20 protein-coding genes are annotated in these 24,532 nt (G+C 73.6%); 4 read left to right on the top strand and 16 right to left on the bottom strand.

Going from position 1 to position 24,532, the window contains the following annotated elements:
• The first annotated feature begins 232 nt into the window (after nt 1-232).
• Nucleotides 233-1,504 carry a serine/threonine-protein kinase gene (locus ACX9I7_RS10265; RefSeq protein WP_387576421.1) on the top strand — a complete coding sequence of 424 codons (1,272 nt, stop codon included), beginning with the start codon at nt 233-235 and terminating at the stop codon, nt 1,502-1,504.
• Here ACX9I7_RS10265 and ACX9I7_RS10260 read toward each other — a convergent pair.
• From ACX9I7_RS10260 to ACX9I7_RS10225, 8 genes are all read right to left on the bottom strand, one after another.
• Nucleotides 1,479-2,297: a TrmH family RNA methyltransferase gene (locus ACX9I7_RS10260; protein WP_387576423.1), complete on the bottom strand. Its 819-nt coding sequence runs from the start codon at nt 2,295-2,297 to the stop codon at nt 1,479-1,481. The genes ACX9I7_RS10265 and ACX9I7_RS10260 overlap by 26 nt on opposite strands.
• Before the next feature lie 100 nt (nt 2,298-2,397).
• A complete protein-coding gene (cobA, locus tag ACX9I7_RS10255) occupies nt 2,398-3,630 on the bottom strand; it encodes a uroporphyrinogen-III C-methyltransferase (RefSeq protein ID WP_358622392.1) in 1,233 nt (410 codons plus the stop codon).
• Between the two features lie 103 nt (nt 3,631-3,733).
• Complete coding sequence (gene cobT / locus ACX9I7_RS10250) at nt 3,734-8,728, bottom strand: nicotinate-nucleotide--dimethylbenzimidazole phosphoribosyltransferase (protein ID WP_459387122.1); 4,995 nt, start codon at nt 8,726-8,728, stop codon at nt 3,734-3,736.
• A 248-nt stretch (nt 8,729-8,976) separates the two neighbouring features.
• On the bottom strand, nt 8,977-10,218 hold the full coding sequence (gene cbiE / locus ACX9I7_RS10245; RefSeq protein WP_387576427.1) for a precorrin-6y C5,15-methyltransferase (decarboxylating) subunit CbiE: 1,242 nt from the start codon (nt 10,216-10,218) through the stop codon (nt 8,977-8,979).
• 128 nt (nt 10,219-10,346) lie between these two features.
• Complete coding sequence (locus ACX9I7_RS10240) at nt 10,347-11,054, bottom strand: GNAT family N-acetyltransferase (protein WP_387576429.1); 708 nt, start codon at nt 11,052-11,054, stop codon at nt 10,347-10,349.
• Between the two features lie 165 nt (nt 11,055-11,219).
• Nucleotides 11,220-12,092 (bottom strand): MetQ/NlpA family ABC transporter substrate-binding protein, encoded by an 873-nt coding sequence (locus tag ACX9I7_RS10235; RefSeq protein WP_387576431.1) that lies wholly within the window; start codon nt 12,090-12,092, stop codon nt 11,220-11,222.
• Between the two features lie 95 nt (nt 12,093-12,187).
• The gene (locus ACX9I7_RS10230) at nt 12,188-12,967 is read right to left on the bottom strand and encodes a methionine ABC transporter permease (RefSeq protein ID WP_387576433.1); all 780 of its coding nucleotides are present in this window, start codon (nt 12,965-12,967) and stop codon (nt 12,188-12,190) included.
• Nucleotides 12,964-14,013, bottom strand: a complete 1,050-nt coding sequence (locus ACX9I7_RS10225) for a methionine ABC transporter ATP-binding protein (protein WP_387576435.1) — start codon at nt 14,011-14,013, stop codon at nt 12,964-12,966. The genes ACX9I7_RS10230 and ACX9I7_RS10225 overlap by 4 nt, the downstream gene beginning before the upstream one ends.
• A 469-nt stretch (nt 14,014-14,482) precedes the next feature.
• On the opposite strand from ACX9I7_RS10225, the gene ACX9I7_RS10220 reads away from it, so the two are divergent.
• Together ACX9I7_RS10220 and ACX9I7_RS10215 are read left to right on the top strand one after the other, a co-directional pair.
• Entirely contained in the window at nt 14,483-14,842 is a 360-nt protein-coding gene (locus ACX9I7_RS10220) for a hypothetical protein (protein ID WP_189453878.1), read from the top strand.
• Between the two features lies 1 nt (nt 14,843).
• The gene (locus ACX9I7_RS10215; RefSeq protein ID WP_459387121.1) at nt 14,844-15,284 is read left to right on the top strand and encodes a hypothetical protein; all 441 of its coding nucleotides are present in this window, start codon (nt 14,844-14,846) and stop codon (nt 15,282-15,284) included.
• A gap of 19 nt (nt 15,285-15,303) precedes the next feature.
• Here ACX9I7_RS10215 and ACX9I7_RS10210 read toward each other — a convergent pair whose 3' ends face one another.
• From ACX9I7_RS10210 to ACX9I7_RS10200, 3 genes are all read right to left on the bottom strand, one after another.
• Entirely contained in the window at nt 15,304-15,816 is a 513-nt protein-coding gene (locus ACX9I7_RS10210; RefSeq protein ID WP_387576439.1) for a GNAT family N-acetyltransferase, read from the bottom strand.
• 49 nt (nt 15,817-15,865) lie between these two features.
• The gene (locus tag ACX9I7_RS10205; protein WP_358622372.1) at nt 15,866-16,366 is read right to left on the bottom strand and encodes a sigma-70 family RNA polymerase sigma factor; all 501 of its coding nucleotides are present in this window, start codon (nt 16,364-16,366) and stop codon (nt 15,866-15,868) included.
• 77 nt (nt 16,367-16,443) lie between these two features.
• Entirely contained in the window at nt 16,444-17,622 is a 1,179-nt protein-coding gene (locus tag ACX9I7_RS10200; protein WP_387576443.1) for a glycerophosphodiester phosphodiesterase, read from the bottom strand.
• 222 nt (nt 17,623-17,844) lie between these two features.
• Here ACX9I7_RS10200 and ACX9I7_RS10195 point away from each other — a divergent pair, with 222 nt between their 5' ends.
• The gene (locus ACX9I7_RS10195; protein ID WP_387576445.1) at nt 17,845-18,513 is read left to right on the top strand and encodes a lysophospholipid acyltransferase family protein; all 669 of its coding nucleotides are present in this window, start codon (nt 17,845-17,847) and stop codon (nt 18,511-18,513) included.
• Nucleotides 18,514-18,538: 25 nt separating this feature from the next.
• Here the strand turns inward: ACX9I7_RS10195 and ACX9I7_RS10190 are convergent, their stop codons facing one another.
• The 5 genes from ACX9I7_RS10190 to ACX9I7_RS10170 form a co-directional block, all read right to left on the bottom strand.
• Nucleotides 18,539-19,363 carry an alpha/beta fold hydrolase gene (locus ACX9I7_RS10190; RefSeq protein WP_358240186.1) on the bottom strand — a complete coding sequence of 275 codons (825 nt, stop codon included), beginning with the start codon at nt 19,361-19,363 and terminating at the stop codon, nt 18,539-18,541.
• 221 nt (nt 19,364-19,584) lie between these two features.
• A complete protein-coding gene (locus tag ACX9I7_RS10185; protein ID WP_459387120.1) occupies nt 19,585-21,138 on the bottom strand; it encodes an MFS transporter in 1,554 nt (517 codons plus the stop codon).
• Complete coding sequence (locus ACX9I7_RS10180; RefSeq protein ID WP_358622367.1) at nt 21,135-21,686, bottom strand: TetR/AcrR family transcriptional regulator; 552 nt, start codon at nt 21,684-21,686, stop codon at nt 21,135-21,137. Before ACX9I7_RS10180 ends, ACX9I7_RS10185 begins: the two co-directional genes overlap by 4 nt.
• A gap of 63 nt (nt 21,687-21,749) precedes the next feature.
• Complete coding sequence (gene argH, locus ACX9I7_RS10175) at nt 21,750-23,183, bottom strand: argininosuccinate lyase (RefSeq protein ID WP_459387119.1); 1,434 nt, start codon at nt 23,181-23,183, stop codon at nt 21,750-21,752.
• A gap of 110 nt (nt 23,184-23,293) precedes the next feature.
• A complete protein-coding gene (locus tag ACX9I7_RS10170; protein WP_459387118.1) occupies nt 23,294-24,487 on the bottom strand; it encodes an argininosuccinate synthase in 1,194 nt (397 codons plus the stop codon).
• Nucleotides 24,488-24,532: the final 45 nt, after the last annotated feature.

The following is a 24,532-nucleotide window of genomic DNA, read 5'->3' as shown; positions in this document are numbered from 1 at the left end:
GTGGACCGCGTCAATCCCCTTCTCCGTACGGGATCTTGAGAGGCCGTCCCGGGGCCGTGGCCGGGCGCCCGGCGCCCCGGGGGCGGCCCGCGCCGCCCCGCCCCGGCGGCCGCAATCCACTGGCCGACGCATGCGCGGCCTCTGAGCGCGACCGTCCGTCAATCCGTAAGCTGTGGCTCGTCAGAGGCCGGGCAGCTACGTGGGGCAGCCCCACCGGAGGTAGGGGACGAAGATGACGATGATGCGGCTCCGGCGCGAGGACCCGCGAGTCGTCGGCTCCTTCCGGCTGCACCGGCGGCTCGGCGCGGGCGGCATGGGCGTGGTCTACCTGGGCTCGGACCGGCGCGGCCAGCGGGTGGCGCTGAAGGTGATCCGGCCGGATCTGGCGGAGGACCAGGAGTTCCGTTCCCGCTTCGCCCGGGAGGTCTCCGCCGCGCGGCGGATCCGCGGCGGCTGTACGGCGCGGCTGGTGGCCGCCGATCTGGAGGCGGACCGTCCGTGGTTCGCCACACAGTACGTGCCCGGGCCCTCGCTCCACGACAAGGTGAACGAGGAGGGGCCCCTGTCGGCGGCTCAGACCGCGTCCATCGGGGCCGCGTTGGCCGAGGGGCTGCTCGCGGTGCACGACGCCGGGGTGGTCCACCGCGACCTCAAGCCCTCCAACATCCTGCTCTCCCCCAAGGGCCCCCGCATCATCGACTTCGGCATCGCCTGGGCGACCGGGGCCTCCACCCTCACCCATGTGGGCACGGCGGTGGGCTCGCCCGGCTTCCTGGCGCCGGAGCAGGTGCGCGGCGCGGCCGTGACCCCCGCGACGGACGTCTTCGCGCTGGGCGCCACCCTCGCCTACGCCTGCACGGCGGACTCTCCGTTCGGGCAGGGCAGTTCGGAGGTGATGCTCTATCGCGTGGTCCACGAGGAACCGCAGCTCATGGGCGTCCCCGACGCGCTGGCTCCGCTGATCCACGCCTGCCTGGCCAAGGACCCCGAGGAGCGGCCCAGCACCCTTCAGCTGTCGCTGCGCCTCAAGGAGATCGCGGCCCGCGAGGCCCACGGCATCAGCGAGGGCCGGCCGCCGGCCCCCCGCCGTGAGCCGGACCGCCCGTCGGCGCGCAGCGCCGCGCAGTACGAGCGGCAGCGCACCGAGCGCCGTCCGGCCGGCGCGCCCACGCCCCGCCCGCAGCGGCCGCACACCCCCGAGCGTCCGGCCGAGGGGGTACGGGCCCCGGAGCGGCGGCCCGCCCCGCAGCGGCCCGCCGTCGGCCGGCGCTCCCGGCCCGGGGCCCGGACGGGCGCGGGCGCCCGGCGGCCGGGCCCGGACCGCAAGCTGCTGCGGCAGCGGCTGATCGTGTTCGTGGTGGTGACGCTGCTGGTCGCCCTGGGCATCGCGGCGGCCCAGGGCTGCCAGGGCCCGGCGCGCTCCCTGGGCGGGGTGCCCTCGGCTCCGGTGACCGCCGTGACGGGAGCACCCGGGGCGGTCAGTCCTGGGGACGCCCGCTCGTGACCGCGTAGAAGGCCACGGCGGCGGCCGCTCCGACGTTGAGCGAGTCCACGCCGTGGGCCATGGGGATGCGCACCCACTCGTCCGAGGCCCGCAGGGCGCGGTCGGACAGGCCGTCACCCTCCGCGCCGAGCATCAGCGCGACCCGCTCCAGGCGGTGCGGGGCCGCGTCGTCCATCGAGGTGGCCTTCTCGGCCGGGGTGAGGGCCAGGATCCGGAAGCCCGCCTCGCGGACGGTCTCCAGGTCGCGGGGCCAGGACGCGAGGCGCGCGTAGGGCACGGAGAAGACGGCGCCCATGGACACCTTCACCGAACGCCGGTAGAGCGGGTCGGCGCAGTCCGGCGAGAGCAGCACGGCGTCCATGCCGAGGGCGGCCGCGCTGCGGAAGATGGCCCCGATATTGGTGTGGTCGTTGATCCGTTCCATCACCACGACGCGGCGGGCGGTACGCAGCAGCTCCGCCGCCTCCGGCAGCGCCTTGCGCTCCATCGAGGCGAGCGCGCCGCGGTGGACGTGATAGCCCGTCACCCGTTCGGCCAGGTCGGGGGTGACGACGTAGACGGGGGCGGGGCTCTCGTCGATGACGTCGCGCATCACCTCGACCCACTTGGCCGTCAGCAGCATCGACCGCATCGCGTAGCCGGCCTGGCCCGCGCGCCGGATGACCTTCTCGCCCTCCGCGATGAAGAGCCCCTCGGCGGGCTCGCGGCGGCGGCGCAGCTCGACGTCGGTCAGGCCGGTGTAGTCCGTGAGGCGCGGGTCGTCGGGGTCGTCGATGGTGATGATGTCGGCCATGGGGCGCCGCCTTGTCGTGCTCGTGGTGCGGGTGGTGGTGTGCTGCGCGGATGCCGGAACCGTCGCCCGTGCCGACCGGTCCTCGGTACGCCGGTCGGTCTCAGGGGGTACGCGGGCCGACGGTGACGACGTCGCCGATCACGATGACGGCCGGGGGGCGTATGCCCTCGGCCCGCACCCGCTCGGCGACGGTCTCCAGGGTGGCGTCCAGGCGGCGCTGGGCGGCCGTGGTGCCCTCCTGGACGACCGCGACGGGCGTGCCGGCCGGGCGTCCGTGGCGGACGAGCGTCTCGGCGATCGCGCCGATGTTCTCGACGGCCATCAGGAGGACGAGGGTGCCGCGCAGCCGCGCCAGCGCCGACCAGTCGGCCAGCGAGCGGGGGTCGTCAGGGGCGACGTGGCCGCTGGCCACGGTGAATTCATGGGCGACCGCGCGGTGGGTGACGGGGATTCCGGCGACGCCCGGCACGCTGATGGAGCTGGAGATGCCGGGGACGACGGTGCAGGGTATGCCGTGCTCCGCCAGGGCCTGGACCTCCTCCATGCCGCGGCCGAAGACGAAGGGGTCGCCGCCCTTGAGCCGGACGACCGCCTTGCCGGCCTTGGCGTGCTCGACCAGGGCGGCGTTGATGGCCTCCTGGGCCATGGCCCGCCCGTAGGGGATCTTGGCCGCGTCGATCACCTCGACGTGCGGGGGCAGTTCGGCGAGGAGGTCACGGGGGCCGAGGCGGTCGGCGATGACGACGTCGGCCTCGGCGAGCAGCCGACGGCCGCGCACGGTGATCAGGTCGGGGTCGCCGGGGCCGCCGCCGACGAGGGCGACCCGGCCGTCGCTCGCGGCGCGGGCCCGGTAGTGCGGCGCGGCCAGCGAACCGTCGCGCAGGCCCTCCACGATGGCGTCCCGCACGGCGGCGGAACGGCGCGGGTCCTGCCCGGTGAGCACGGCGACGGTGACGCCCTCGCTCCGGCCGGTGGCGGGCGTCCAGGCGGTGGCGGCGCCCGCGTCGTCGCTGCGCACGGCCCAGACCCGGCGGGCCTCGGCCTCGGCGGAGGCCGCCTCGTTGGCCGCGGGGTCGTCGGTGGAGATCAGGGCGTACCAGGCCCCGTCGAGGTCGCCGTCGCGGTAGCGGCGGCGCTCCCAGCGCAGTTCACCGGCGTCGACCATGGCCTCGACGGAGGCGGTGGCGGACGGGGAGACCAGCAGGACGTCGGCCCCCGCGGCTATCAGGGCGGGCAACCGCCGCTGGGCGACCTGCCCGCCGCCGAGGACGACCACACGGCGACCGGCAAGACGCAGTCCAACGGGGTAAGCGGCTTGTTCGATCCGGGCCATGAGCAGGTCTCCTCCGTACGAATGCGCTGGTGGGGACACCTTACGGGGTGCATGCCGGACGACGGCCCGCACCCGAGCGACAACCCCGGTGCGGGCCAACCGGTCAGCTCTTCTCGCTGACCCCCGCCGTATCGAACGTCGCCACCTCATGCATCGCCCGCGCAGCACTCTGCACCACCGGCAACGCCAGCAACGCCCCCGTGCCCTCGCCGAGCCGCAGGTCGAGGTCGACGAGCGGCCGCAGCCCGAGCTTGGTGAGCGCGGCGACATGACCGGGCTCCGCGCTGCGGTGACCGGCGATGCAGGCGGCGAGCGCCTCCGGGGCGATGGCGCGCGCGACGAGGGCCGCGGCCCCCGCGCTCACACCGTCCAGGATCACCGGCGTCCGCAGCGAGGCGCCGCCCAGGATCAGGCCGACCATCGCGGCGTGCTCCAGGCCGCCGATGGCGGCGAGGACGCCGATCGGGTCCTTGGGGTCCGGCTGGTGGAGCTCCAGGGCCCGGCGCACGACGTCGACCTTGCGGGCGTGCATCTCGTCGTTGATGCCCGTGCCCCGCCCGGTGATCTCGGCCGGGTCGGCGCCGGTGTAGACGGCGATGAGGGCGGCCGACACCGTGGTGTTGGCGATGCCCATCTCACCGGTGAGCAGCGCCTTGTTCCCGGCGGTGACCAGGTCGCGGGCGGTCTCGATGCCCACCTCGAGGGCGCGCAGCGCCTCCTCGCGGGTCATCGCGGGGCCGGTGGTGAAGTCGTTCGTACCGGGCCGGATCTTGCGCGGCAGCAGGCCGGGGGTGCTGGGCAGCTCGCTCGCGACGCCCACGTCCACGACGCAGACCTCGGCGCCGACCTGGTTGGCGAAGGCGTTGCACACGGCGCCGCCGCCCAGGAAGTTGGCCACCATCTGGGAGGTGACCTCCTGGGGCCAGGCCGTGACGCCCTGGTTGTGCACCCCGTGGTCGCCCGCGAAGATCGCGACGGCCGCGGGCTCCGGGATCGGCGGCGGGCACTTGCGGGACAGCCCGCACAGCTGCGCGGAGATGATCTCCAGCATGCCGAGCGCTCCGGACGGCTTGGTCATCCGCTTCTGGCGCTCCCACGCCTCGCCGAGCGCCTTGGCGTCCAGCGGGCGGATGCCGCGCAGGGTCTCGGCGAGGAGGTCGTGCGGGTCCTCGCCGGGCAGCGCCCGGCGCCCGTACTCCTCCTCGTGGACGACCCACGACAGCGGCCGCCGCTTCGACCAGCCCGCCTGCAGCAGCTCGGGCTCGTCCGGGAACTCGTCGACGTAGCCGACGCACAGGTAGGCGACGACCTCCAGGTGCTCGGGCAGCCCGAGGGCGCGGACCATCTCACGCTCGTCGAAGAAGCTGACCCAGCCGACGCCGAGGCCCTCGGCGCGGGCGGCGAGCCAGAGGTTCTCGACGGCGAGCGCGGAGGAGTACGGCGCCATCTGGGGCTGGGTGTGCCGGCCCAGGGTGTGGCGGCCGCCCCGGGTGGGGTCGGCGGTGACCACGATGTTGACGGGCGTGTCGAGGATCGCCTCGATCTTCAGTTCCTTGAACTGCTTGGCCCGGGCCTTCGGCAGCGACTTCGCGTACGCCTCGCGCTGCCGGGCGACCAGCTCGTGCATGGCCTTGCGGGTCTCCGCGGAGCGGATGACGACGAAGTCCCAGGGCTGGGAGTGCCCCACGCTGGGCGCGGTGTGCGCGGCCTCGAGGACGCGCAGCAGCACCTCGGGCGGGACGGGGTCCCTCCGGAAGCCCTTGCGGATGTCGCGGCGCTCGCGCATCACCCGATGCACGGCGGCACGCTCGGCGTCGGCGTAGCCGTCGGCGGGGTCCCCTACGGGGGCGCCTGCGGCGGGCTGGGGGATGACGGGGGCACCGTCGGGCGCGGGCTGTTCGCCGTTGGCGGCGGCCGCCTGCGGGGTGGCGGCCTCGGCCTGCGCCGTCGCGGCCACGTCGGCGGCCGGCTCGTCCTCGGCGACGGGCGCGGCGGCCTCCGGCGCGGTGACGTCGGCCGTCTGCGGAGCGCCGGACACGGACTGCGTGGACGCGGCGACGTCAGGGGCGGGCTGCTCGCCCTCGGCGCCGGGAGCGGCCTGCGGCGCGGCGGCATCGGCGGCGACGGCCTCGGCGATCCCGGCCTGCGCGGGCGCGGTGCCGTCAGAGGCGGTATGCGGCGCGACGGCTGCGGCCTCGGCGGCCCCGGCCTGCGCGGGCGCGCTGCCGTCGGCGCCGGGCTGCTCGTCCTCGGCGACGGGGGCGGCCTCGGCCGGTTGCGGCGCGGTGGCCACGACGGACCCGGCCTGCGCGGACGCGGCGTCGGCGGCGACGGCCTCGGCCGATCGCGGGGCGTCGGCGACAGCGGTCCCGGTCTGTGCGGGCGTGGCCACGTCGGCCGGCTCGTCCTTGGCGACGGAGGCGGCCTCGGCCGGTTGCGGCGCGGCGGCCACAGCGGTCCCGGCCGGTGCGGACGCGGCTACGCCGACGGCTTCAGCCGATTGCGGCGCGCCTACGGCGGCGGTCCCCGCCTGCGCGGGCGCGGCGACATCGGCGGCCGACTCGTCCTCGGCGACGGAAGCGGCGGCCTGCGGCCCGGCGGCGGAGGCGGCCTCGACCGATTGCGGGGCGTCGGCAACGGCGGTCCCGGCCGGTGCGAGCGCGGCCACGTCGACGGCGGCTTCAGCCGGTTGCGGCGCGCCGGCGACGCCGGTCTCTGCCTGCGCGGGCGCGGCGACATCGGCGGCCGGCTGATCCTCGGCGACGGAGGCAGCAGCCTGCGGCCCGGCGGCGACAGCGTCGGCCTCGACCGATTGCGGGGCGCCGGCAACGGCGACCCCCGCCTGCGCGGGCGCGGGGACATCGGCGGCCGTCTGCGGCGCGGCGGCGACGGCTGCGGCCTCGGCGGTCCCGGCCGGTGCGGGCGCGGCGACGTCGGCGGCCGTCTGCGGCGGCGCGACGGCGGCGGCCTGCTCGGACGCGGCGGCGTCGGGTGCGGGCTGCTCGCCCTCGGCAACCGGCGCGGCCTGCGGCGCGGCGGCGACGGCCCCGGGCTGCTCGTCCTCGGCGGCGGGGGCGGCGGCCTCCGGCGCGGCGGCGTCGGCCGTCTGCGGGGTGCCGGACACGGGCTGCGCGGGCGCGGCGACGTCGGTGGCCGGGGCGGCCTGCTGCGCGGCGGCGTCGACTGCGGCCTCGGCCGCTTGCGGGGCATCGGCGACGGCGGTGCCGATCTGCACGGGCGCGGTCCCATCAGGAGCGGTCTGCGGCGCGGCGGCGGCTTCGGACGGCTCGCCGCCGTTGGCGGGGTCGAGCGTCGCGACGGGCCCCTGCGGAGCACCGGCGACGTCGGTCTCTGCCTGCGCGGGTGCGGCGACGACAACGGCGTCCGGCTGCGCACCGCCGGTGGCGGAGGCGGCCGGTGCTGCCGCGTCGCCGTCGGCAGCGGTCCCCTCCGTCGCGGAGGCGTCAGCCGTCGGCAGGGACGCGTTGCTCTCGGCGGCGTCGGACCGCGCCGGAACGGGCTGCCCGGCTCCGGCGGCGGAGGCATCAGCCGCCTGACCGGCCGCAGGCACACCGCCGTCGAGGACGGCGGCAGCCTGCGGCACCGCATCCTCGATCGTGGGGGCGTCAACGACCTGCGTGGTGACAGCGGCAGCCTCCGCCGCCGCACCCTCGTCCACGGCGGCAACCGCTGCCTGAACGGCCCCAGTCGCACTGCTCTCGGCAGCGGCCGGGGAGCCGGTGACCGCCTCGGGGGCGGGCATGGCGTTGACCACGGCCAGCGGGACGGGGGCGTCGAGGAACGCCATGACTCCCATCCCCCGCACCCCGGCGGGCACGCCCTGCGCGGGCGCGGGCGCCGGGACGGCGGGCTCACCGTCGGTGGCCTGAGGCTCGACGGCCGGGGCGGTCTCCTGCGGCGGTGCCGCAGCCGACGGCACGTCAGCGGGCGCGCTTCCGGCGACCGGCTCGGCGGGCTGGGCCGACTGTGCGCCATCTGCCACGGCCGCGGCCGCCTCCTCAACGCTCTCGCTCACCTGCGCACCCGCAGGGATCAATTCCGGGGCGATATCCGCGGTCGCCGACTCACCGTTCGTACCCGGCACGGCGGCGTCAGCCGGAACGTCCACGACCGACGGCACGTCAACAGGCGCGGACGCCTGCTCGGGCGCCTGCTCGGGCGCGACGTCCGCAGCCGACGGCTCGGCAGCCGGCGCACCCGCGACGGCGTCAACCGGCACGGCCTCAACCGGCACAGCCTGAGCCGACGCGGCCTCAGCCGGCGCCTCCGCCGCCACACCGGCGGCACCGTCCGCCTGCGCGAGTCCGCCCAGCGGCGTACCCGCCGGCGGTGTCGGTGCCACTCGGTCGACGAGGGCCTGGGCGGCGCCGGGGGCGACCGTCATGACGGGTGCGGTCTCCGGGCCGCGCGGGACCGGGACGCCGGACGCGGCGGCCGAGCCGCCGTCAGGAGCAGCCGCGGGGCCGCCGCCGACAGCTATGTCGTGGGCGGCCAGAACCGCGTCGGCCGTGTGCTGCGGCGGCACGAAGGCCACGGGCGGAGCATCCACGGGCGCAGCATCAACCGGCGGAGCGCCCACCGGCGGAACGTCCGCGTGCGGAACGCCGTCCGCCGGCGGGACGTCGAGGTACTCCACGCCCCCGACCGGCGGCGCCGGCGGGCGGACCGGGGAGCCGACGGGCTGCTGCGGGGCGGCGGGGCCCCGGTCGGCGAGGGAGCGGACAACGCCGCTGTTGGGCTCCGGCACGGGCGGGCCCAGGTGGAGCGGGCGGCGCGGCGGCGTGGGCGCGGCGGCCTGCGCCGGGGCGCGCACGCTCGTGTAGTCGAGGGAGCCGGTGTCGCGGCCGCCCGTCTCGTGGGTGCCCCCGGACGCGGCGGGCTGCTCGCTCCACGCGCCCTGGGCGCCCGGCATCAGCAGCAGGTCGTCCTCGTCCGCGACGTCGTGGTCGAGGTAGGAGTAGGCGGAGGGATCCCCGGTGTCGGCAGGGGCCGCGCCATCCGCGGAAAGCGGATGGCCGGGCAGTGCGCCTGCGTTCTCCGGCTGTCCCTCGTCCGGGAACCGGCCGGTGTCGGTCATGCGTACCCCTCGCCCATCGGTAGTGCTCCTTCCAACCGCTCACGCCCATGGAGAAGAACGAGCGCGTGTACGTCGCGGCACGTTGTGTACCGTCCGGTGCCACCCTGCCCCGTACGCGCCAAGCGGGGGGTGCGTTCGGAGCATTGACGGCTGTGGTGTCGGACACCGAGGCGCCCGAGAGGCACCCGAGGCGACCGGGACGGCTGAACAACGATCCGCCAGCCTACCCTTTGCCCGCTCCCCCGCTGTCAAGGGTGCGTACGACGGCCACTCAGAAGGAAGGCTACGGCGCGCTCCCGCTCCGTCCAGGCGCTTGTGTCCAACTCCACTGCTTGGAGCAGCGTGCACTCCACGGCGTACCCGCCCTCCGCGAGCGCCCTCCCGATGGCCTCGGCGTCGTCACGCGTGGCGGCGTGGGCGACGATGCGCTCGGGGCGGCGGTCCGCGCAGGCGGCCACGACGGGGGCTCCGCCGCCGCCGACCCGGACGACGTCGGGCTCCGGCAGGTCCTCCAGGACCTGTGGGGCGACGCCCTGGACGACCTGGAGCTGGACGCCGTAGCGCCGGGCGACGGTGGTGGTGCGGCGGCAGGCGGCGGGGTCGTGGTCGACGGCGATGACGGCGGCGCCGAAGCGGGCGGCCTCGACGGCCGCCGCGCCGCTGCCGCAGCCGATGTCCCAGACGAGGTCGCCCACGCGCGGGCCGAGCCGTGCCAGTTGGGCGGCGCGGAGCTCGGTGGACTCCCCCTCGCCCAGCCCGGTGGCCTCGGGGGCCGGGGCGGCGGCGCCGATGGCGTACGCGTCCGCCGGCAGCGCCCAGCCCCGCAGGGCGGGCGGGTAGCCGGGGTCGCGGCCGGCGATCCAGCCGCCGCGGCCGGTGGGCGTGCCGAAGCCGCCGATGACGAGGACGACGTTGGGGTCGCGCCAGCTGTGGTCCGCGGCCCGGTCGGAGGTGACGACGGTGACCTGCTCGCGCTCGGTGCCCAGTTCCTCGCAGATGACGAAGGTGCGGTGGACGGGGCCGAGGAGGAGGGCGAGCTCGGCGGGGCCGGCGCCGGGCGAGGTGAGGACGGCCACCTTCGGGTGGGCGCGGCAGACGTTGACGGCGCGTCGCAGGTCCCGGCTGTGGGCGACGACGACCTGGGCGTCGTCCCAGGGCATGCCGGCCCGGGCGAAGGCGGCGGCGACGGAGGAGACGGCGGGCACCACCTCGACCTCCAGGCCGTGCTCGGGGGCGCGCAGGGTGCGGACGACGCCGAAGAAGCCGGGGTCGCCGTCGGCGAGGACGACGGCGGAGCCGCGGTGCCGGGCGATGCGGCGGGCGGCGAGGTCCACGCTGCCGAGGCGGACGCGCTCGGCGTCGGCGGGCACCTCGGGCAGGGCCAGGTGGTGCGCGGCGCCGGCGACCAGGGTGGCGGCCCCGAGGGCGGAGCGGGCGGCGACCGGCAGCGGTGAGCCGTCCCACCCGATCACCGTGACCCGGTCGGCCATCGTCGTCAGTCTCCTGGGGCTTGTGGGGGGCGGGTCGCGGGGCGGTCGCGAGGGGGTGGGTGCCCGCGATCGGGCAGGGTGAGCGTACCCCGGCCGGGTACCGGTCCGGGCCTTCGAATGCGGTGGGCTCAGCGCCAGTCGGGGAAGACGGAGGCGTAGCCCCCGGCGGGGGTGTAGTCGCCGGGGGAGGAATGGTCGCCGGCGGACGAGTAGGCGTCGTATCCGCCGAACGCCCGGGGCTCCTCGGCCTCGTCGAGGTCCTCGGGGAGCAGGCTCCAGATGATGAGGTCCGTCCGGGACTCGGTCCAGCCGGCGCCGCCGCCCTCGGGGCGGCTGCGCGCTATCCAGGCGCTGCGCAGGACGCCCTCGCTGACGCAGCCGGCCTTCTGGGCGACCTGCTGGGCGGCGGTGTTGTCGGCGGCGGTGCGCATCTCCAGGCGTTCGAACTTCTGGTCGCGGAAGAGCCACTCGGCGGCGGCGAGGACGGCTTCGCAGGCGTAGCCCTCGCCCCGGGCCCAGGGCGCGGTGACATAGGCGACCTCGGCGGTGAGGGTGCGCCAGTCGGTGTTGCGGAGGTGGAGGGTGCCCACGAGGCGCTGGGTGAGGAACTCGGCGACCGCAAAGACGATTCCGCGCCCGGAGAGGCGTTCCGAGGGGGCCCGGCGCAGCGCCCAGTCGCGGGCGTCGGCGGTGGTGTAGGGGCAGGGGGCCGAGGTCCAGGCGGTGACGAGCTCGTCGTTCATCATCTCGGCGAGCGGGGGGATGTCCCCGGCCTCGAACGGGCGCAGCACCAGCCGGTCCGTACTGATGGAGATGTCCGGAAAGGTGGAAGTCATGCGCTGCTCCAACGCCGCGGCGGGTGGGCTCGGGTGGTACGGGGGCGTGCCCGGGTGCACCAGCATGCAGCATGTGCGGGCGGGTGCGCCAAGCGCCAGGCCCCGCGCACGGGCGATCGTGTGCGCGGGGCCTGTGTCCGTACGGACGGCCGAGGTTACAAGGTGTCAGCTCGCGACGGGACCGAAGGCGGGGATCACGGCGCCGTTGCTGAACTTCTCCGTGATGAACTTCTTCACCTCGTCGGAGTTGAGGAGCTTGGCGAGCTTCTCGATCCGGGGGTCCTTCTCGTTGCCCTTCTTGACGGCCAGGAAGTTGGCGTAGGGGTTGCCCTCCGCCTTCTCCAGCGCGATGGCGTCCTTGGCGGGGCTGAGCTTGGCGCTGATGGCGAAGTTGCCGTTGATCACCGCGGCGTCGACGTCGTCGAGGCGGGAGGGGATCTGGGCGGCCTCGAGCTCGGTGAACTTCACGCCCTTGTCGTCCGCGACGTCGGAGAGCTTGGCGGCGGCGCCGACGCCGTCCTTCAGCTTGATGACGCCGTTGTCGGCGAGCAGCTTCAGCGCCCGTCCCTCGTTGGTGGCGTCGTTGGGGACGGCGATGGTGGAGCCGGAGCCGAGGTCGGCGACCTTCTTGCCCTTCTTGGAGTAGAGGCCGAGCGGCTCGATCTCGACGTTGACGACGGGCACGATGTCCGTCTTGTTCTTCTTGTTGAAGTCGTCGAGGTAGGGCTTGTGCTGGAAGAAGTTGGCGTCGACCTCGCCGTTCTGGGTGGCGGTGTTGGGGAGGACGTAGTCGTTGAACTCCTTCACCTCCAGCTTCAGGCCGGCCTTGGCCGCGAGGTTGTCGCGGACGAAGTTGAGGATGTCGCCGTGCGGGGTGGGGCTGGCGGCGACGACGAGCTTGGCGGCCGGGTCGGCGTCCTTGCCCTTCTTCGAGCCGCTGGAGGTGGAGGTGTCGGAGGGCGCGCTGCAGGCACTCAGGCCGAGGGTGAGGGCGGCGGCGGCCGCGACGGCGGCGGTGAGCTTGACGGTGGTACGCACGAAGAGTGCCTTCCTTGCTTGGTGTTTCTCGGTGCCCCGGTGCTGACGCCCGGCAAAGGGTCCGGGCTCCGGGGAGTCTTGGGGGGTGGTGCTGGTCAGACCGCCTTGTCGAGGGCGGGCTCGGGCTCGGCGGCCACCGTGGCCGCGGCCGTGCCGGCGGCGGGCTTGGTCCGCGCGGGCAGGAGGCGGCGGAGGCCGACGGGGGCCGCCTGGCGGCCGCCGCGCGAGGCGAGGCGGCGTACGGCGAGGTCGCCGGCGATCTGGACGACGGTCACGATGGCGATCAGCAGCAGGATGGTGACGTTCATCAGCGCGTCCTCGCGCCGCTGGTAGCCGTAGGTGATGGCGAGGTTGCCGAGACCGCCGCCGCCGACCGCGCCCGCCATGGCGGAGTAGCCGATGAGGGTGATGACGGTGGTGGTCAGGCCCGCGAGCAGGGAGGGCAGGGCCTGCGGCAGGAGCACCTTGAAGATGAGCGTCCAGGTGCCGCCGCCCATCGACTGGACGGCTTCGACCAGCCCGTGGTCGACCTCGCGGACGGCGGTCTCCACCAGCCGGGCGAAGAAGGGGACCGCTCCGATGGCGAGCGCCACGACGGCCGCGCTGGGGCCGATGGAGGTGCCGACGACCATCCGGCTGAAGGGGATCAGCCAGACGATGAGGATGATGAACGGCAGCGAGCGGCCCAGGTTGAGGATCGCCCCGAGGACCTTGTTGACCGCGACGTTCTGGAGCAGGCCGCCGCGGTCGGTCAGGACGAGCAGCAGGCCCAGCGGCAGGCCGCCGAGGACGGCGTAGACGGTGGACCACCACACCATGAAGAGCGTGTCGAGACACGCGTCGCGCAGCAGGGGCTGCATCTCGGCCCAGGTCACTTGGCACCTTCCTTGAGGAGAGCGGCGGCAGGCGCCGGAGTCTGTACGTCCGCCACGTCGACCTGGAGGCCCTGCTCGCGCAGGAAGCCGATCGGGACGACGTTCTCCTCGAACCGGCCGGGCAGCTCGATGCGCATCCGGCCGACCTGCTTGCCGCAGACGGTGTCCATCGCGGCGCCCAGGATCGAGATGTCGATGTTGTACGTACGGGACAGCTGGGAGATCACGGGCTGGGTCGCGGCGTCGCCGTGGAAGGTGACGTCCACGACGGTGCGGTCCGGGCCGGAGGGCTCGCCGCCGACCGGGAACAGCTCGGCGGCCAGCTCGGAGCCGGGGGTGGCGAGCAGTTCGGAGACGGTGCCGGACTCCACGACGCGGCCGCCCTTCATCAGGGCCGCGGAGTCGCAGATGGTCTTGACGACGTCCATCTCGTGGGTGATCAGCAGGACGGTCAGGCCGAGCTGCTGGTTGAGGTCGCGCAGCAGCTGGAGGATGGAGCGGGTGGTCTCCGGGTCGAGCGCGGAGGTCGACTCGTCGGAGAGGAGCACCTTGGGGTCGCCGGCCAGGGCGCGGGCGATGCCCACGCGCTGCTTCTGGCCGCCGGAGAGCTGGCCGGGGTAGGACTTGGCCTTGTCGGCGAGGCCGACGAGGTCCAGCAGCTCCAGGGCCTTGCGCTCGCGCTCCTTGCCGGAGACGCCGAGGATCTCCAGGGGCAGCTCGATGTTGGCCTGCACGGTCCGCGAGGAGAGCAGGTTGAAGTGCTGGAAGACCATGCCGATGCGGCTGCGTGCCCTGCGCAGCTCGGCGCCGGCCCGCTGGCCCCGCCCGGCGAGGGCGGTGAGGTCCTGGCCGGCCACGGTGACCGTGCCGGAGCTGGGGCGCTCCAGGAGGTTGACGCAGCGGATGAGGGTCGACTTGCCGGCGCCGCTCTGGCCGATGACGCCGTACACCTCGCCCTCACGGACGTGGAGGTCGACGCCGTCGAGGGCGGTGACCTCGCGGCCGCGTGAGCGGTAGACCTTTGTCAGGCCCTTAGTGGTGATCACAGGGGTTTCCGTCACTGTCGAGTGCGCGACGCGATGCGCCGGCACGGGAATTCATTGCGGAACGCGGCATCGGAGGGCCCTGGGGAGCGCGTGGGACGCGGTCTGCCGGGGCTCTGGTGACGCGGGGGCGGCGCGGCTCCCGTCGGCGGGTGGCCGGACGGGGTGCGCTACGGGGTCTCGCTTCGGGGCGCGAGGCACGGGGGTCCTCAGCAGTCACACATTCGACACATGCGACGAGCAGCACCGGGCGTCGTCATCGCCTCGGTCGCAAGGATGCGGGTGCTCGTCGTGGTCATGCGGGCAAGTAAAACAGAAGCACGTGCGAATCGGCCAAGCCTGTCCGAATACCGGACTCGATCTCTCGCCCTCTGGACGCCGGGGGCGCGCGCGAGGGGCCCGTACCGGGCGTTTAAAGTCGTCCCATGCCTGTCTCGTCCCCTTCGCCCACCCGCGTCACCCGGGGGTCCCGGTGCTCGACGCGCTGACGCTCGCGGCCGGTCTGGCCGCTCTCGCGCTGGCCGCCTGGTGCGGTTTCGCCTTCGCCCGGGACGAGCCCACCAAGGACTGGCACTTCATCGGCATGGCCGTGGTCGCGGTGCTGGCGCTGGTGCAGCTGGTCGTCGGCGTGGTGCGGCTGTCCGGCGGCGAGAAGCCGGCGCAGGGCACGGCGATCTTCGTGGCCTATCTGCTGGGCGCGGCGGCCGCCGTGCCCGCGGCGGGCTTCATGTCCCTGGCCGAGCGGACCCGCTGGGGCTCGGCCACTGTGGCGGCGGGCGCCGTGATCCTGGCCGTGCTGGAAGTGCGGCTCTACGACATCTGGGGAGGCTGACATGTCCGAGCGCACGACTGACATGTCCGAGCACACCGACGTGGGCGAGCGGTCCGGTTTCGACCTCGGCCAGGGGCCGGGCCGACTGCTGGTCTGGCTCTACGGCGTCTTCACCGTCGCGGCGGCCTCCCGCTCGATCGTTCAGATGATCATGGACTTCGGGCGGGCGCCGCTGGCGTACGTCCTGTCGGCGGCCGCCGCCGTGGTGTACGCCTTCATCACGTACTCGCTGGTGCGCGGCGGCGGACGGGCCCGCAGGGCGGCGCTGGTGTGCTGCGCCGCCGAGCTGGTGGGTGTGGTGACCGTGGGCACCTGGACGCTGCTGGAGCCGTCCGCCTTCCCCGACGCCACGGTCTGGTCGGACTACGGCATGGGCTATCTCTTCATCCCGGTCGTCCTGCCGCTGACCGCGATGGTCTGGCTGCGCCGGGCCCCGCGCTGAGGCCCGGCACGGCCCGGCGTCAGGCGGTCGTCACCAGGGCGGGCGCCCCGGCGGGCCCGGCCTCCTTCTCCAGGGTGACCACGGCGAGGTTCCGCCCGGCCGCATCCGCGCCGGTGCGCGCGTAGCCCCACTTGCGGTAGAGGCGCGCGTTCCCCTCACCGCGCCGGCCCGTGGCCAGCCGGAACCGCTTGGCGTCCCACTCGGCCGCCAGCCGCTCCTCGATCCCGGCGAGCAGCCGCCCGCCCAGGCCATGCCGCCGCAGCCGGGGGTGGACGATCAGCCCGGTGATGACGGCGGTCCCCTCGGCGTCGACGGTGGCGCGCACCGAGCCGACGACCTCCTCGCCGAGCCGGGCCACGAGCACACAGCCGCGGCCCAGTTCGGCGCGCAGGTCGTCGAGCGTCTGCGTCAGGGGTTCGATGGTGTAGTCGCCGTGGAGCTCCGCCTCGCTCTGGTAGCAGAGGTACTGGAGCTTGAGGATCTGCTCGGCATCGTTCTCGGCCGCGGCCGAGATGGTCACGCTCATGCCCATGTGCGCACGCCTCCCCTTGCTGGGTCGCTTGATGCTCCTTTCCCCCGGGTCAAGGAGCTGCAATCTCTGCCATGAGCATTCTGCGCAGGCATCCCAGGCAACGGGAACGTACGGGCCCTAGAGATCCTTGTGACATTCCCAACTTCCCTGCGATTTCACGGTAGGTCGGGTCGTGGCCCGAAAGAAGCGCGGAAATCAGCCGGGGACAGCGGCCGGGCAGCCGGCGGATCGCGGCCCTCAGCTCGCGGCGGGACTCGGCGGCCAGCACGGCCTGTTCCACTCCGGAGTCCACCCGTGCGCCGGGCGCCGGCGCGGCCTCGGCGGTGGGGTCGTAGAGCACTTCCCGCCGGCGCAGGGCGGCCCGGACCTCGGCCCTGACCGCCGCCGCTAAGCGCGCGGCGGGCTCCCCGGCCCGGCGCTCGCTCAGCAGCCGCACCCAGACGGACTGTTCGAGATCCGCGGCGTCCAGCCCGGCGGAGTGCGCCTCGGCGGCGCACTCCGCCTTGAGCAGGGGGGCGAGCCGGGTCAGGAGATCACTCTGAGTGGTCACGCGGGCGGGGACGCGGCGTCCCCGCCCACCGGTTTCCGGCCCTGCCGGAATTCACCCTTCCGGGCGAGGCGCGAGGGTCACCCCTTACGGAACGCGTCCCGGGCCATCGCCGCCGTGTCGCAGTTGTCGGAGAAGATGCCGTCGATGCCCGTCGCGAAGTACGCCTTGAACGCCCCGAACGCGTCGCCGTAGGCGTTCGGGTCCGTGCCCCGGCGGAAGTCGGCGGGCAGGAAGCTGTTCTCGTTGCGCATGGTGTACGGGTGGAGGAACAGCCCGGCGGCGTGGGCGTCGCGCACCAGCGTGGTGGGCTTGGTGAGCCGGTCGTTCTTGTCCCGGGGGATGATCTGGTTCACCCAGGGGCCGATGCCCTGCGCGAAGCCGGAGATCCACTTGAGGCCCTTGGGGGTGATGAGGTCCGCGACGGTGCGCGGGTCCTTCGCCTCGACGAAGTCCCAGGGGCGGGTGGGCAGGTCGTCCAGCAGCAGCACCTTGGGGCAGTCCAGGCCGAGCCTGCCGAGGCGCTGGAGGCTGCTCGGCTCGAACGACTGGAGGAAGGTGTAGCCGTTGTGGCCCGAGCGGTTGTAGCGGCGCAGCAGCTTGGCGAGGCGCTCCTCCAGGCCCAGGCCGATCTTGCGGAAGTACGTGGGGTGCTTGGTCTCCACGTGGAGCCAGATCCGTCGGCCGCGCTTGCGGCCCTGCTCCTCGGCCCACTTGAGGACCTCCTCGAACGTCGGCACGTCCCAGCGACCGTCGTAGAGGGTGTTGTGCTGGCGGGTGCCCGGTATCCGCTCCTTGGCGCGCAGCGTCTTCAGCTCCGCGAGGGTGAAGTCCTCGGTGAACCAGCCGGTGTGCTGCTCGCCGTCGACGGTCTTGGTGGTCTTGCGGGAGGCGAACTCCGGGTGCGAGGCGACATCGGTGGTGTTGGTGATGTCGTTCTCGTGGCGGCAGACGAGGTGGCCGTCCTTGGTCGGCACGACGTCCTGCTCGATGACGTCCGCGCCGTTGGCGAGGGCGTACTCGTAGGAGCCGAAGGTGTGTTCGGGCCGGTAGCCGCAGGCGCCGCGGTGGCCGATGACGGTGGGCACGGGCAGGTCCTTGAACGAACCGCCGTGGCGCTGCCCGGCCGTGAGGTCCGTCTCCCGCCCGGTGGCCGCCACCGCCGGTACCGCTCCGCCGCCGAGGGCGACCGCCCCCGCGCCGAGGGCCGCCGCGGCCCCCAGCACCGTACGCCTGCCCGGCCGCTGCTCCTGCTGCATGTTTCTCCTTCTGTGGTGCTGTTGCCGTGTGGTGCCCATGGCCGGGCGATCGTACGCATGCCCGACTTCCGGGTTGAAGAACGAAGGGGGAACGGAGTGGAAAGTCACGTCAACACTCTGTTTCGACTCGGTCAACCCCGCGTGCACAAGGGGCGTACCCGCGAGTATCGTCATCGACCGCGCCCCGCGCGCCCGTCCCGCACATCACGACCGGAGGGTCCGTTGTCCCGCATCCTGCTCAAGGCGTTCCTCGGATTGCTCATGCGCGTCCTGTACCGCCCGAAGGTCGAGGGAGCCGAGCACATCGCGGAGAGCGGGCCGGTGATCCTCGCGGGGAACCACACCACGTTCGTGGACTCGCTGTTCCTCACCCTGGTCGTCAAGCGCCAGGTGCTCTTCATCGGCAAGGACGAGTACGTCACCGGCAAGGGGCTCAAGGGCCGGCTGATGGCGTGGTTCTTCGGCGCCTCCGGGATGATCCCGGTCGACCGCGACGGCGGCAACGGCGGGGTGGCCGCGCTGATGACGGGCCGTCGGGTGCTGGAGGAGGGCCGGGTCTTCGGCATCTACCCGGAGGGCACCCGCTCCCCCGACGGCCGTCTCTACCGCGGCCGCACCGGCATCGCCCGGCTGACGCTGATGACGGGCGCCCCGGTGGTGCCGTTCGCGATGATCGGCACGGAGAAGGTCCAGCCCTCCGGCAAGGGCCTGCCGCGCATCGCGCCGGTGACGGTGCGCTTCGGCGAGCCGCTGGACTTCTCCCGCTACGAGGGGATGGACCGCGACCGCTATGTGCTGCGCGCCGTCACCGACGAGGTGATGAGCGAGGTCATGCGGCTGTCCGGCCAGGAGTACGTGGACATGTACGCCACCAAGGCCAAGGCGGCCTGACCCCGGCCGGACCCACCGCGCGGGGCTAGCCCAGGCAGCGCGGCTGGAACGCCGGGTCGGCCGGGCCCTTGCGCCCGAGGGCGTTCAGCACCCACTGGGCGACGACCGGGTCCTTGGTGGCCTGGTCGTGCATGAACGGGTCGAGCGGGCACTTGTCCTGCAGCACGACGTTGCTGAGGTGCTCGGCCGGGCCGGTCAGCAGGGCGCTGGTGTAGGGGATGACGACCTCGTCGTGCCGGGTGGTGATGACGGTGTAGTCCGGGCCGGCCGGGGTCTCGTCGCCCTCGTTGAGCTTCTTCAGCAGGTCCGAGCCGACGCGCTGGTCCAGGCAGGACGGGCAGAAGGTGTAGCCGAACGGGATGGCCAGCGGGTTCAGCGTGCCGTGGTTGGACGGGACGATGCCCACGAGGTCGTCGACCTTGTCCGCGCCGCCGAGGAACTTCACGTAGTAGCGCGGCATCATGCCGCCCTGGCTGTGCCCGACGATGTCGACCTTGGCCGCGCCCGTCGCGCCGCGCACCGCCTCGACGAAGTCGCGCAGCTCAGCGGCGGCCTGGGGGATCGGGTCGGTCTCCATGTGCCCGTAGTTGAAGGCGAAGACGCAGTAGCCCGCCTCCTTGAGCGCCGGGGAGAGCTTGGCCCAGTTCTCCGCCATCAGCTTGAACGTGCCGTTGACGAGCACGACGGGCTGCGGGTGGGCCGAGTCCGGCTTGCAGGACCAGTCGTTGGCGCCCTTGGGCGGGACGTCCAGGACCGAGGCGGAGGCCGGGGACGCGGTGAGCCCCATGAGGCTCAGGGCGGCCGTGGCCGCGGCGGCGACCAGGAACCGTGCGGTGGTACGCAGACGCATGTGGGGGATTCCTTTGAACATGGCGTCGCTGCTGCGGACGCCTTCGTCCGAACCTCGTTCGACATTGTCGACCGGTGGACGAGATGTTCTCGGGCGTGTCAGGAGTGCGTCAAGAGTGTTACTCGCCGGTAAACGTCACATGGGCCGGGGCTTGCCACCCCGGCCCATGTGGTGTTTGCTCATCCGAGCCCGTCTCGGCCCGTCCGAGCCCTTTCAGGGGCTCAGCCGCCGTACCCTTCCTCCAGCCGCTGCCCGCGCAGCAGGAACCAGGCCACGACCGCCGTCACCAGCAGCACCAGCGCACCGACGCCGGAGGCGACCCGCAGCCCCTCGACGAAGGAGTCCTGCGCCGAGCCGAGCAGCGCCGCGCCCGAGTCCGCGGGCAGGGTGGCGGCCGCCTCGACCGCGCCGCCCAGGGACTCCCGCGCGTCGCCCGCCGCACCCGCCGGGACCCCGGCCGGCACGGTGAACCCCCGGTAGATCCCGGTGACGATCGTGCCGAGCAGGGCGATGCCCAGCGCGGCACCCAGCTCGTAGGCCGTCTCCGAGACCGCCGAGGCCGCGCCCGCCTGCTCCTTGGGCACGCTGGAGAGGATCACGTCGGCGGTGACGGTGAACGAGAAGCCCGCGCCGATGCCGACGACGAGCAGCGCCGCGCCCAGCACCGGGTACGAGGTGTCCGCGTCGAGGGTGACCAGCGCCGCGAGGGCGAGCCCTATCCCCGCGAGCCCGCCGGCCACCACCGAGCGCACCGACCAGCGCCGGGCGGCCTGCCCGGCCAGCAGACCGGCCGTCACCGCGCCGATGGCGGCGGGCAGCTCGGCCAGCCCCGCCTCCAGCGGGCTGCGGTCCTGCACCAGCTGGAGGAACTGGGAGAGGAAGAAGACCATCCCGGACAGCCCCAGCACCGTCAGCAGATCGGCCAGGACCGCCCCCGAGAAGCCCCGGTGATGGAAGAGCCGCATGTTCAAAAGCGGCGAGGGCAGGGTGAGCTGCCGCCGGACGAACCACACCAGCGCCACCGCGCCGACGCAGGCCGCCAGGGCGACCGGCCACGCGAAGCCGTTCGTCGCGCCCTCCTTGATCGCGTAGACCAGGCCCACGATGCCCGCCATCGACAGCAGCACGCTCGGCAGGTCCCACGGCCCCGGCGCGGGGTCCTTGGACTCCGGCAGCAGCTTCGCCCCGACGAGGACGAGCACGGCCATCACCGGCAGGTTGATCAGGAAGACCGAGCCCCACCAGAAGTTCTCCAGCAGGAAACCGCCCACCACCGGCCCGACGGCCGCGCCGGCGGAGGCCATGGCACCCCAGATGCCGATGGCCAGGCTGCGCTCCTTGGGGTCGTGGAAGATGTTGCGGATCAGCGCGAGCGTCGAGGGCATCAGCGTCGCGCCCGCCACACCCAGCAGCGCCCGCGCCGCGATCATCATCTCCGGGCTGGACGCGTAGGCGTTGAGCACCGACACCGCGCCGAACGCCACGGCACCCGTCAGCAGCAGCTTCTTGCGGCCCACCCGGTCGCCCAGGCTGCCCATGGAGACCAGCAGTCCGGCGATGACGAAGGAATAGACGTCACCGATCCACAGCAGCTGGGTGCCCGACGGCTTGAGGTCCTCGCTGAGGAACGGCGTCGCCAGGCCCAGCACGGTCGCGTCGACGGCGACGAGCAGCACGGCGAGGACGAGCACGCCCAGCGCCAGCCAGCGCCCCGGACGCGGCGTCTCCACCGGCGTGGGCGCGCCGGGCGCCGGGCCGGCGGTCCGCGCGCTCACCGCTCGGCCCTCCGCCGCACCCCGCCGAGGAGGAGCTCGGAGACCATGCGGGTGAGGTCCTTGGCCGCCACCCGCCCATCCTGCACGGCCCACGCCCCGGAGGCGATCAGCCCGTACAGCGCGTCGGTGAGCCAGGCGGGTGAGAGGTCGACCCGGATGGCACCCTCCTCCTGGCCGCGCAGGAAGAGCGCGTGGACACGGGCGTCGAGGCGGTTCCAGCCCTCGTTCACCTCGCCCTCGAAGAGCTGGTTCTCGGTGTAGAGGAACGACAGGATGCCGGCGACCGGCTCCGCCTTCTCGATCAGGCGGCGCACGGCCCCGGTCGCGTCGCCCTCGTCGAGCCGGGCCTCGTCCAGAGCCCGCTCGAACTGCTCGATGCCGAGCTTTTCCAGGGCCCGCACGAGCGCGTCGCGGCCGGCGAAGTGACGGTGGAGGGTGGCGCGGCTGATGCCCGCGGCCTTGGCGATCTCGTCCATGGAGGCGGTCGCCTTGCGTGGGAGCAAGGCTGCGGCTGCTCTGAGTACATGCTCGCGGCGGTCAAGGCTCATGAGACGACCATAGCCCGGATGAGACGTGAATGTCTCATCCGGGCTGACAGCGTCTTAAAATGATCACCTGTGGCGCGCATCCGCCCAGGTGCGCTGGACCGCCAGATCGGCCTTGACCTCCTGGAGCTGGACCGCCACGGCCGAGGGAGCCGTGCCGCCCCGCCCGCTGCGGGAGGCGAGCGCGCCGGGCACGCTCAGGACGGTGCGGACCTCGGGCGTCAGGTGCGGGGAGATCGCGGCGAAGTCCTCGTCGGTGAGCCCGTCGAGCTCGATGCCGCGCGCCTCGCACTCCTTGACGCACTCCCCCGCGACCTCGTGCGCCACCCGGAACGGCACGCCCTGGCGGACCAGCCATTCGGCGATGTCGGTCGCCAGCGAGAAACCGGCCGGGGCCAGCTTCTCCATCCGCTCGCGGTGGACCGTGAGGGTCGCCATCATCCCGGTGAAGGCCGGGAGGAGGACCTCCAGCTGGTCGCAGGAGTCGAAGACCGGCTCCTTGTCCTCCTGGAGATCACGGTTGTAGGCGAGCGGCAGGGCCTTGAGGGTGGCCATCAGCCCGGTGAGGTTGCCGATCAGCCGCCCGGACTTGCCGCGCGCGAGCTCGGCGATGTCGGGGTTCTTCTTCTGCGGCATGATCGAGGAGCCGGTGGAGAAGGCGTCGTGGAGGGTGACGAAGGAGAACTCCTTCGTGTTCCAGATGATGACCTCCTCGGCGATCCGCGAGAGGTCGACGCCGAGCATCGCCGTGATGAAGGCGAACTCGGCGACGAAGTCCCGGGAGGCCGTGCCGTCGATGGAGTTCCCGGCGGAGCCCCGCTCGAAGCCCAGATCGGCGGCGACCGCCTCCGGGTCCAGCCCGAGGGAGGACCCGGCCAGCGCGCCCGAGCCGTACGGCGAGACCGCCGTGCGCTCGTCCCACTGCCGCAGCCGCTCCGCGTCCCGGGACAGCGCCTGGACGTGGGCGAGCACATGATGGGCGAAGAGCACCGGCTGGGCGTGCTGGAGGTGGGTGCGGCCCGGCATGGCGACGTCCGGGTGGGCCTCGGCGAGGCCGACGAGCGCCTCCTGGAGATCGGCGATCAGCCCGCCGATGATCCGCGCGTGGTCGCGCAGGTACATCCGGAAGAGCGTGGCGACCTGGTCGTTCCGGGACCGCCCGGCCCTCAGCTTCCCACCGAGCTCGGGGCCGAGCCGCTCCAGGAGCCCGCGCTCCAGCGCGGTGTGGACGTCCTCGTCGGCGACGGTACCGGTGAAGGTGCCGGCGGCGACGTCGGCCTCAAGGCGGTCGAGGCCGTCGAGCATCCGCTCCAGCTCGTCGGCCGTCAGCAGGCCGGCCTTGTGGAGCACACGGGCGTGGGCGCGGGAACCGGCGATGTCGTAAGGGGCGAGCCGCCAGTCGAAGTGGACCGAGGCGGACAGCTTGGCCAGCGCCTCGGCCGGGCCGTCGGCGAAGCGGCCGCCCCAAAGCCGGACGTCATCGGTGGTGCCGTTGCTCACTTGCGTGCTCCTCGTGGGTGGTGGGGGGCGGCCGGCCGCCGTGGGCGGGTGCCGCTGTGCCCACCCGTGCCGCCCTTGCGGCACGACTGCCCACAGCGGCGGCGGGTCTATCAGGCCAGGTCCCGCTTGGCCGCGATCTTCGAGGAGAGGCCGAAGATCTCGATGAAGCCCTTCGACATCGACTGGTCGAAGGTGTCGCCCGTGTCGTAGGTGGCGAGGTTGAAGTCGTAGAGCGACTTCTCGGACCGCCGGCCCGTGACGACGGCCCGGCCGCCGTGGAGGGTCATCCGGATGTCGCCGGAGACGTGCTCGTTGGCCTCGGCGACGAAGCCGTCCAGGGCCCGCTTGAGCGGGGAGAACCACAGGCCGTCGTAGACCAGCTCGGCCCACCGCTGCTCGACCTGCCGCTTGTACCGGGCGAGCTCGCGCTCGATGGTGACGGCCTCCAGCTCCTGGTGCGCGGTGATCAGCGCGATCGCGCCGGGCGCCTCGTAGATCTCCCGGGACTTGATGCCGACCAGCCGGTCCTCGACCATGTCCAGCCGCCCGACGCCCTGGGCACCGGCCCGCTCGTTCATCTGCTGGATGGCCTGCAGCACGGTGACGGGCTTGCCGTCGATGGCCACGGGGACGCCCTTGTCGAAGGTGATGACGACCTCGTCGGCCTCCCGGGGGGTGGCCGGGTTGGCGGTGTAGTCGTAGACGTCCTCGATCGGGGCGTTCCAGATGTCCTCGAGGAAGCCGGTCTCGACGGCCCGGCCGAAGACGTTCTGGTCGATGGAGTACGGCGACTTCTTGGTCGTCGCGATCGGCAGGCCCTTGGCCTCGCAGAAGGCGATGGCCTTGTCACGGGTCATCGCGTAGTCCCGGACGGGGGCGATGCACTTCAGCTCGGGGGCGAGGGAGGAGATGCCGGCCTCGAACCGCACCTGGTCGTTGCCCTTGCCGGTGCAGCCGTGGGCGACGGTGGTCGCGCCGTGCTTCTTGGCGGCGGCGACCAGGTGCTTGACGATCGTGGGCCGCGAGAGGGCGGAGACCAGCGGGTACCGGTCCATGTACAGGGCGTTGGCCTTGATCGCGGGGAGGCAGTACTCCTCCGCGAACTCGTCCTTGGCGTCGGCGACCTCCGCCTCCACCGCACCGCAGGCGAGCGCGCGCTTGCGGATGACGTCCAGGTCCTCGCCGCCCTGGCCGACATCCACGGCGACGGCGATGACCTCGGCGCCCGTCTCCTCGGCGATCCAGCCGATGGCGACGGAGGTGTCAAGGCCGCCGGAATAGGCGAGTACGACGCGCTCGGTCACGGGGGTTCTCCTTACGGTGCGGTGCGCTGTGCGCTGCGCATTCAT

Source organism: Streptomyces sp. L500 (assembly GCF_054551825.1).
This window is presented reverse-complemented; position numbering and strand designations above follow the sequence as displayed.

Coding starts and splice junctions, on each gene's coding strand:
- ACX9I7_RS10265 (WP_387576421.1), top strand. CDS start 233: ATGACGATGATGCGGCTCCGGCGCGAGGACCCGCGAGTCGTCGGCTCC.
- ACX9I7_RS10260 (WP_387576423.1), bottom strand. CDS start 2,297: ATGGCCGACATCATCACCATCGACGACCCCGACGACCCGCGCCTCACG.
- cobA (WP_358622392.1), bottom strand. CDS start 3,630: ATGGCCCGGATCGAACAAGCCGCTTACCCCGTTGGACTGCGTCTTGCC.
- cobT (WP_459387122.1), bottom strand. CDS start 8,728: ATGACCGACACCGGCCGGTTCCCGGACGAGGGACAGCCGGAGAACGCA.
- cbiE (WP_387576427.1), bottom strand. CDS start 10,218: ATGGCCGACCGGGTCACGGTGATCGGGTGGGACGGCTCACCGCTGCCG.
- ACX9I7_RS10240 (WP_387576429.1), bottom strand. CDS start 11,054: ATGACTTCCACCTTTCCGGACATCTCCATCAGTACGGACCGGCTGGTG.
- ACX9I7_RS10215 (WP_459387121.1), top strand. CDS start 14,844: ATGTCCGAGCGCACGACTGACATGTCCGAGCACACCGACGTGGGCGAG.
- ACX9I7_RS10210 (WP_387576439.1), bottom strand. CDS start 15,816: ATGGGCATGAGCGTGACCATCTCGGCCGCGGCCGAGAACGATGCCGAG.
- ACX9I7_RS10200 (WP_387576443.1), bottom strand. CDS start 17,622: ATGCAGCAGGAGCAGCGGCCGGGCAGGCGTACGGTGCTGGGGGCCGCG.
- ACX9I7_RS10190 (WP_358240186.1), bottom strand. CDS start 19,363: ATGCGTCTGCGTACCACCGCACGGTTCCTGGTCGCCGCCGCGGCCACG.
- ACX9I7_RS10180 (WP_358622367.1), bottom strand. CDS start 21,686: ATGAGCCTTGACCGCCGCGAGCATGTACTCAGAGCAGCCGCAGCCTTG.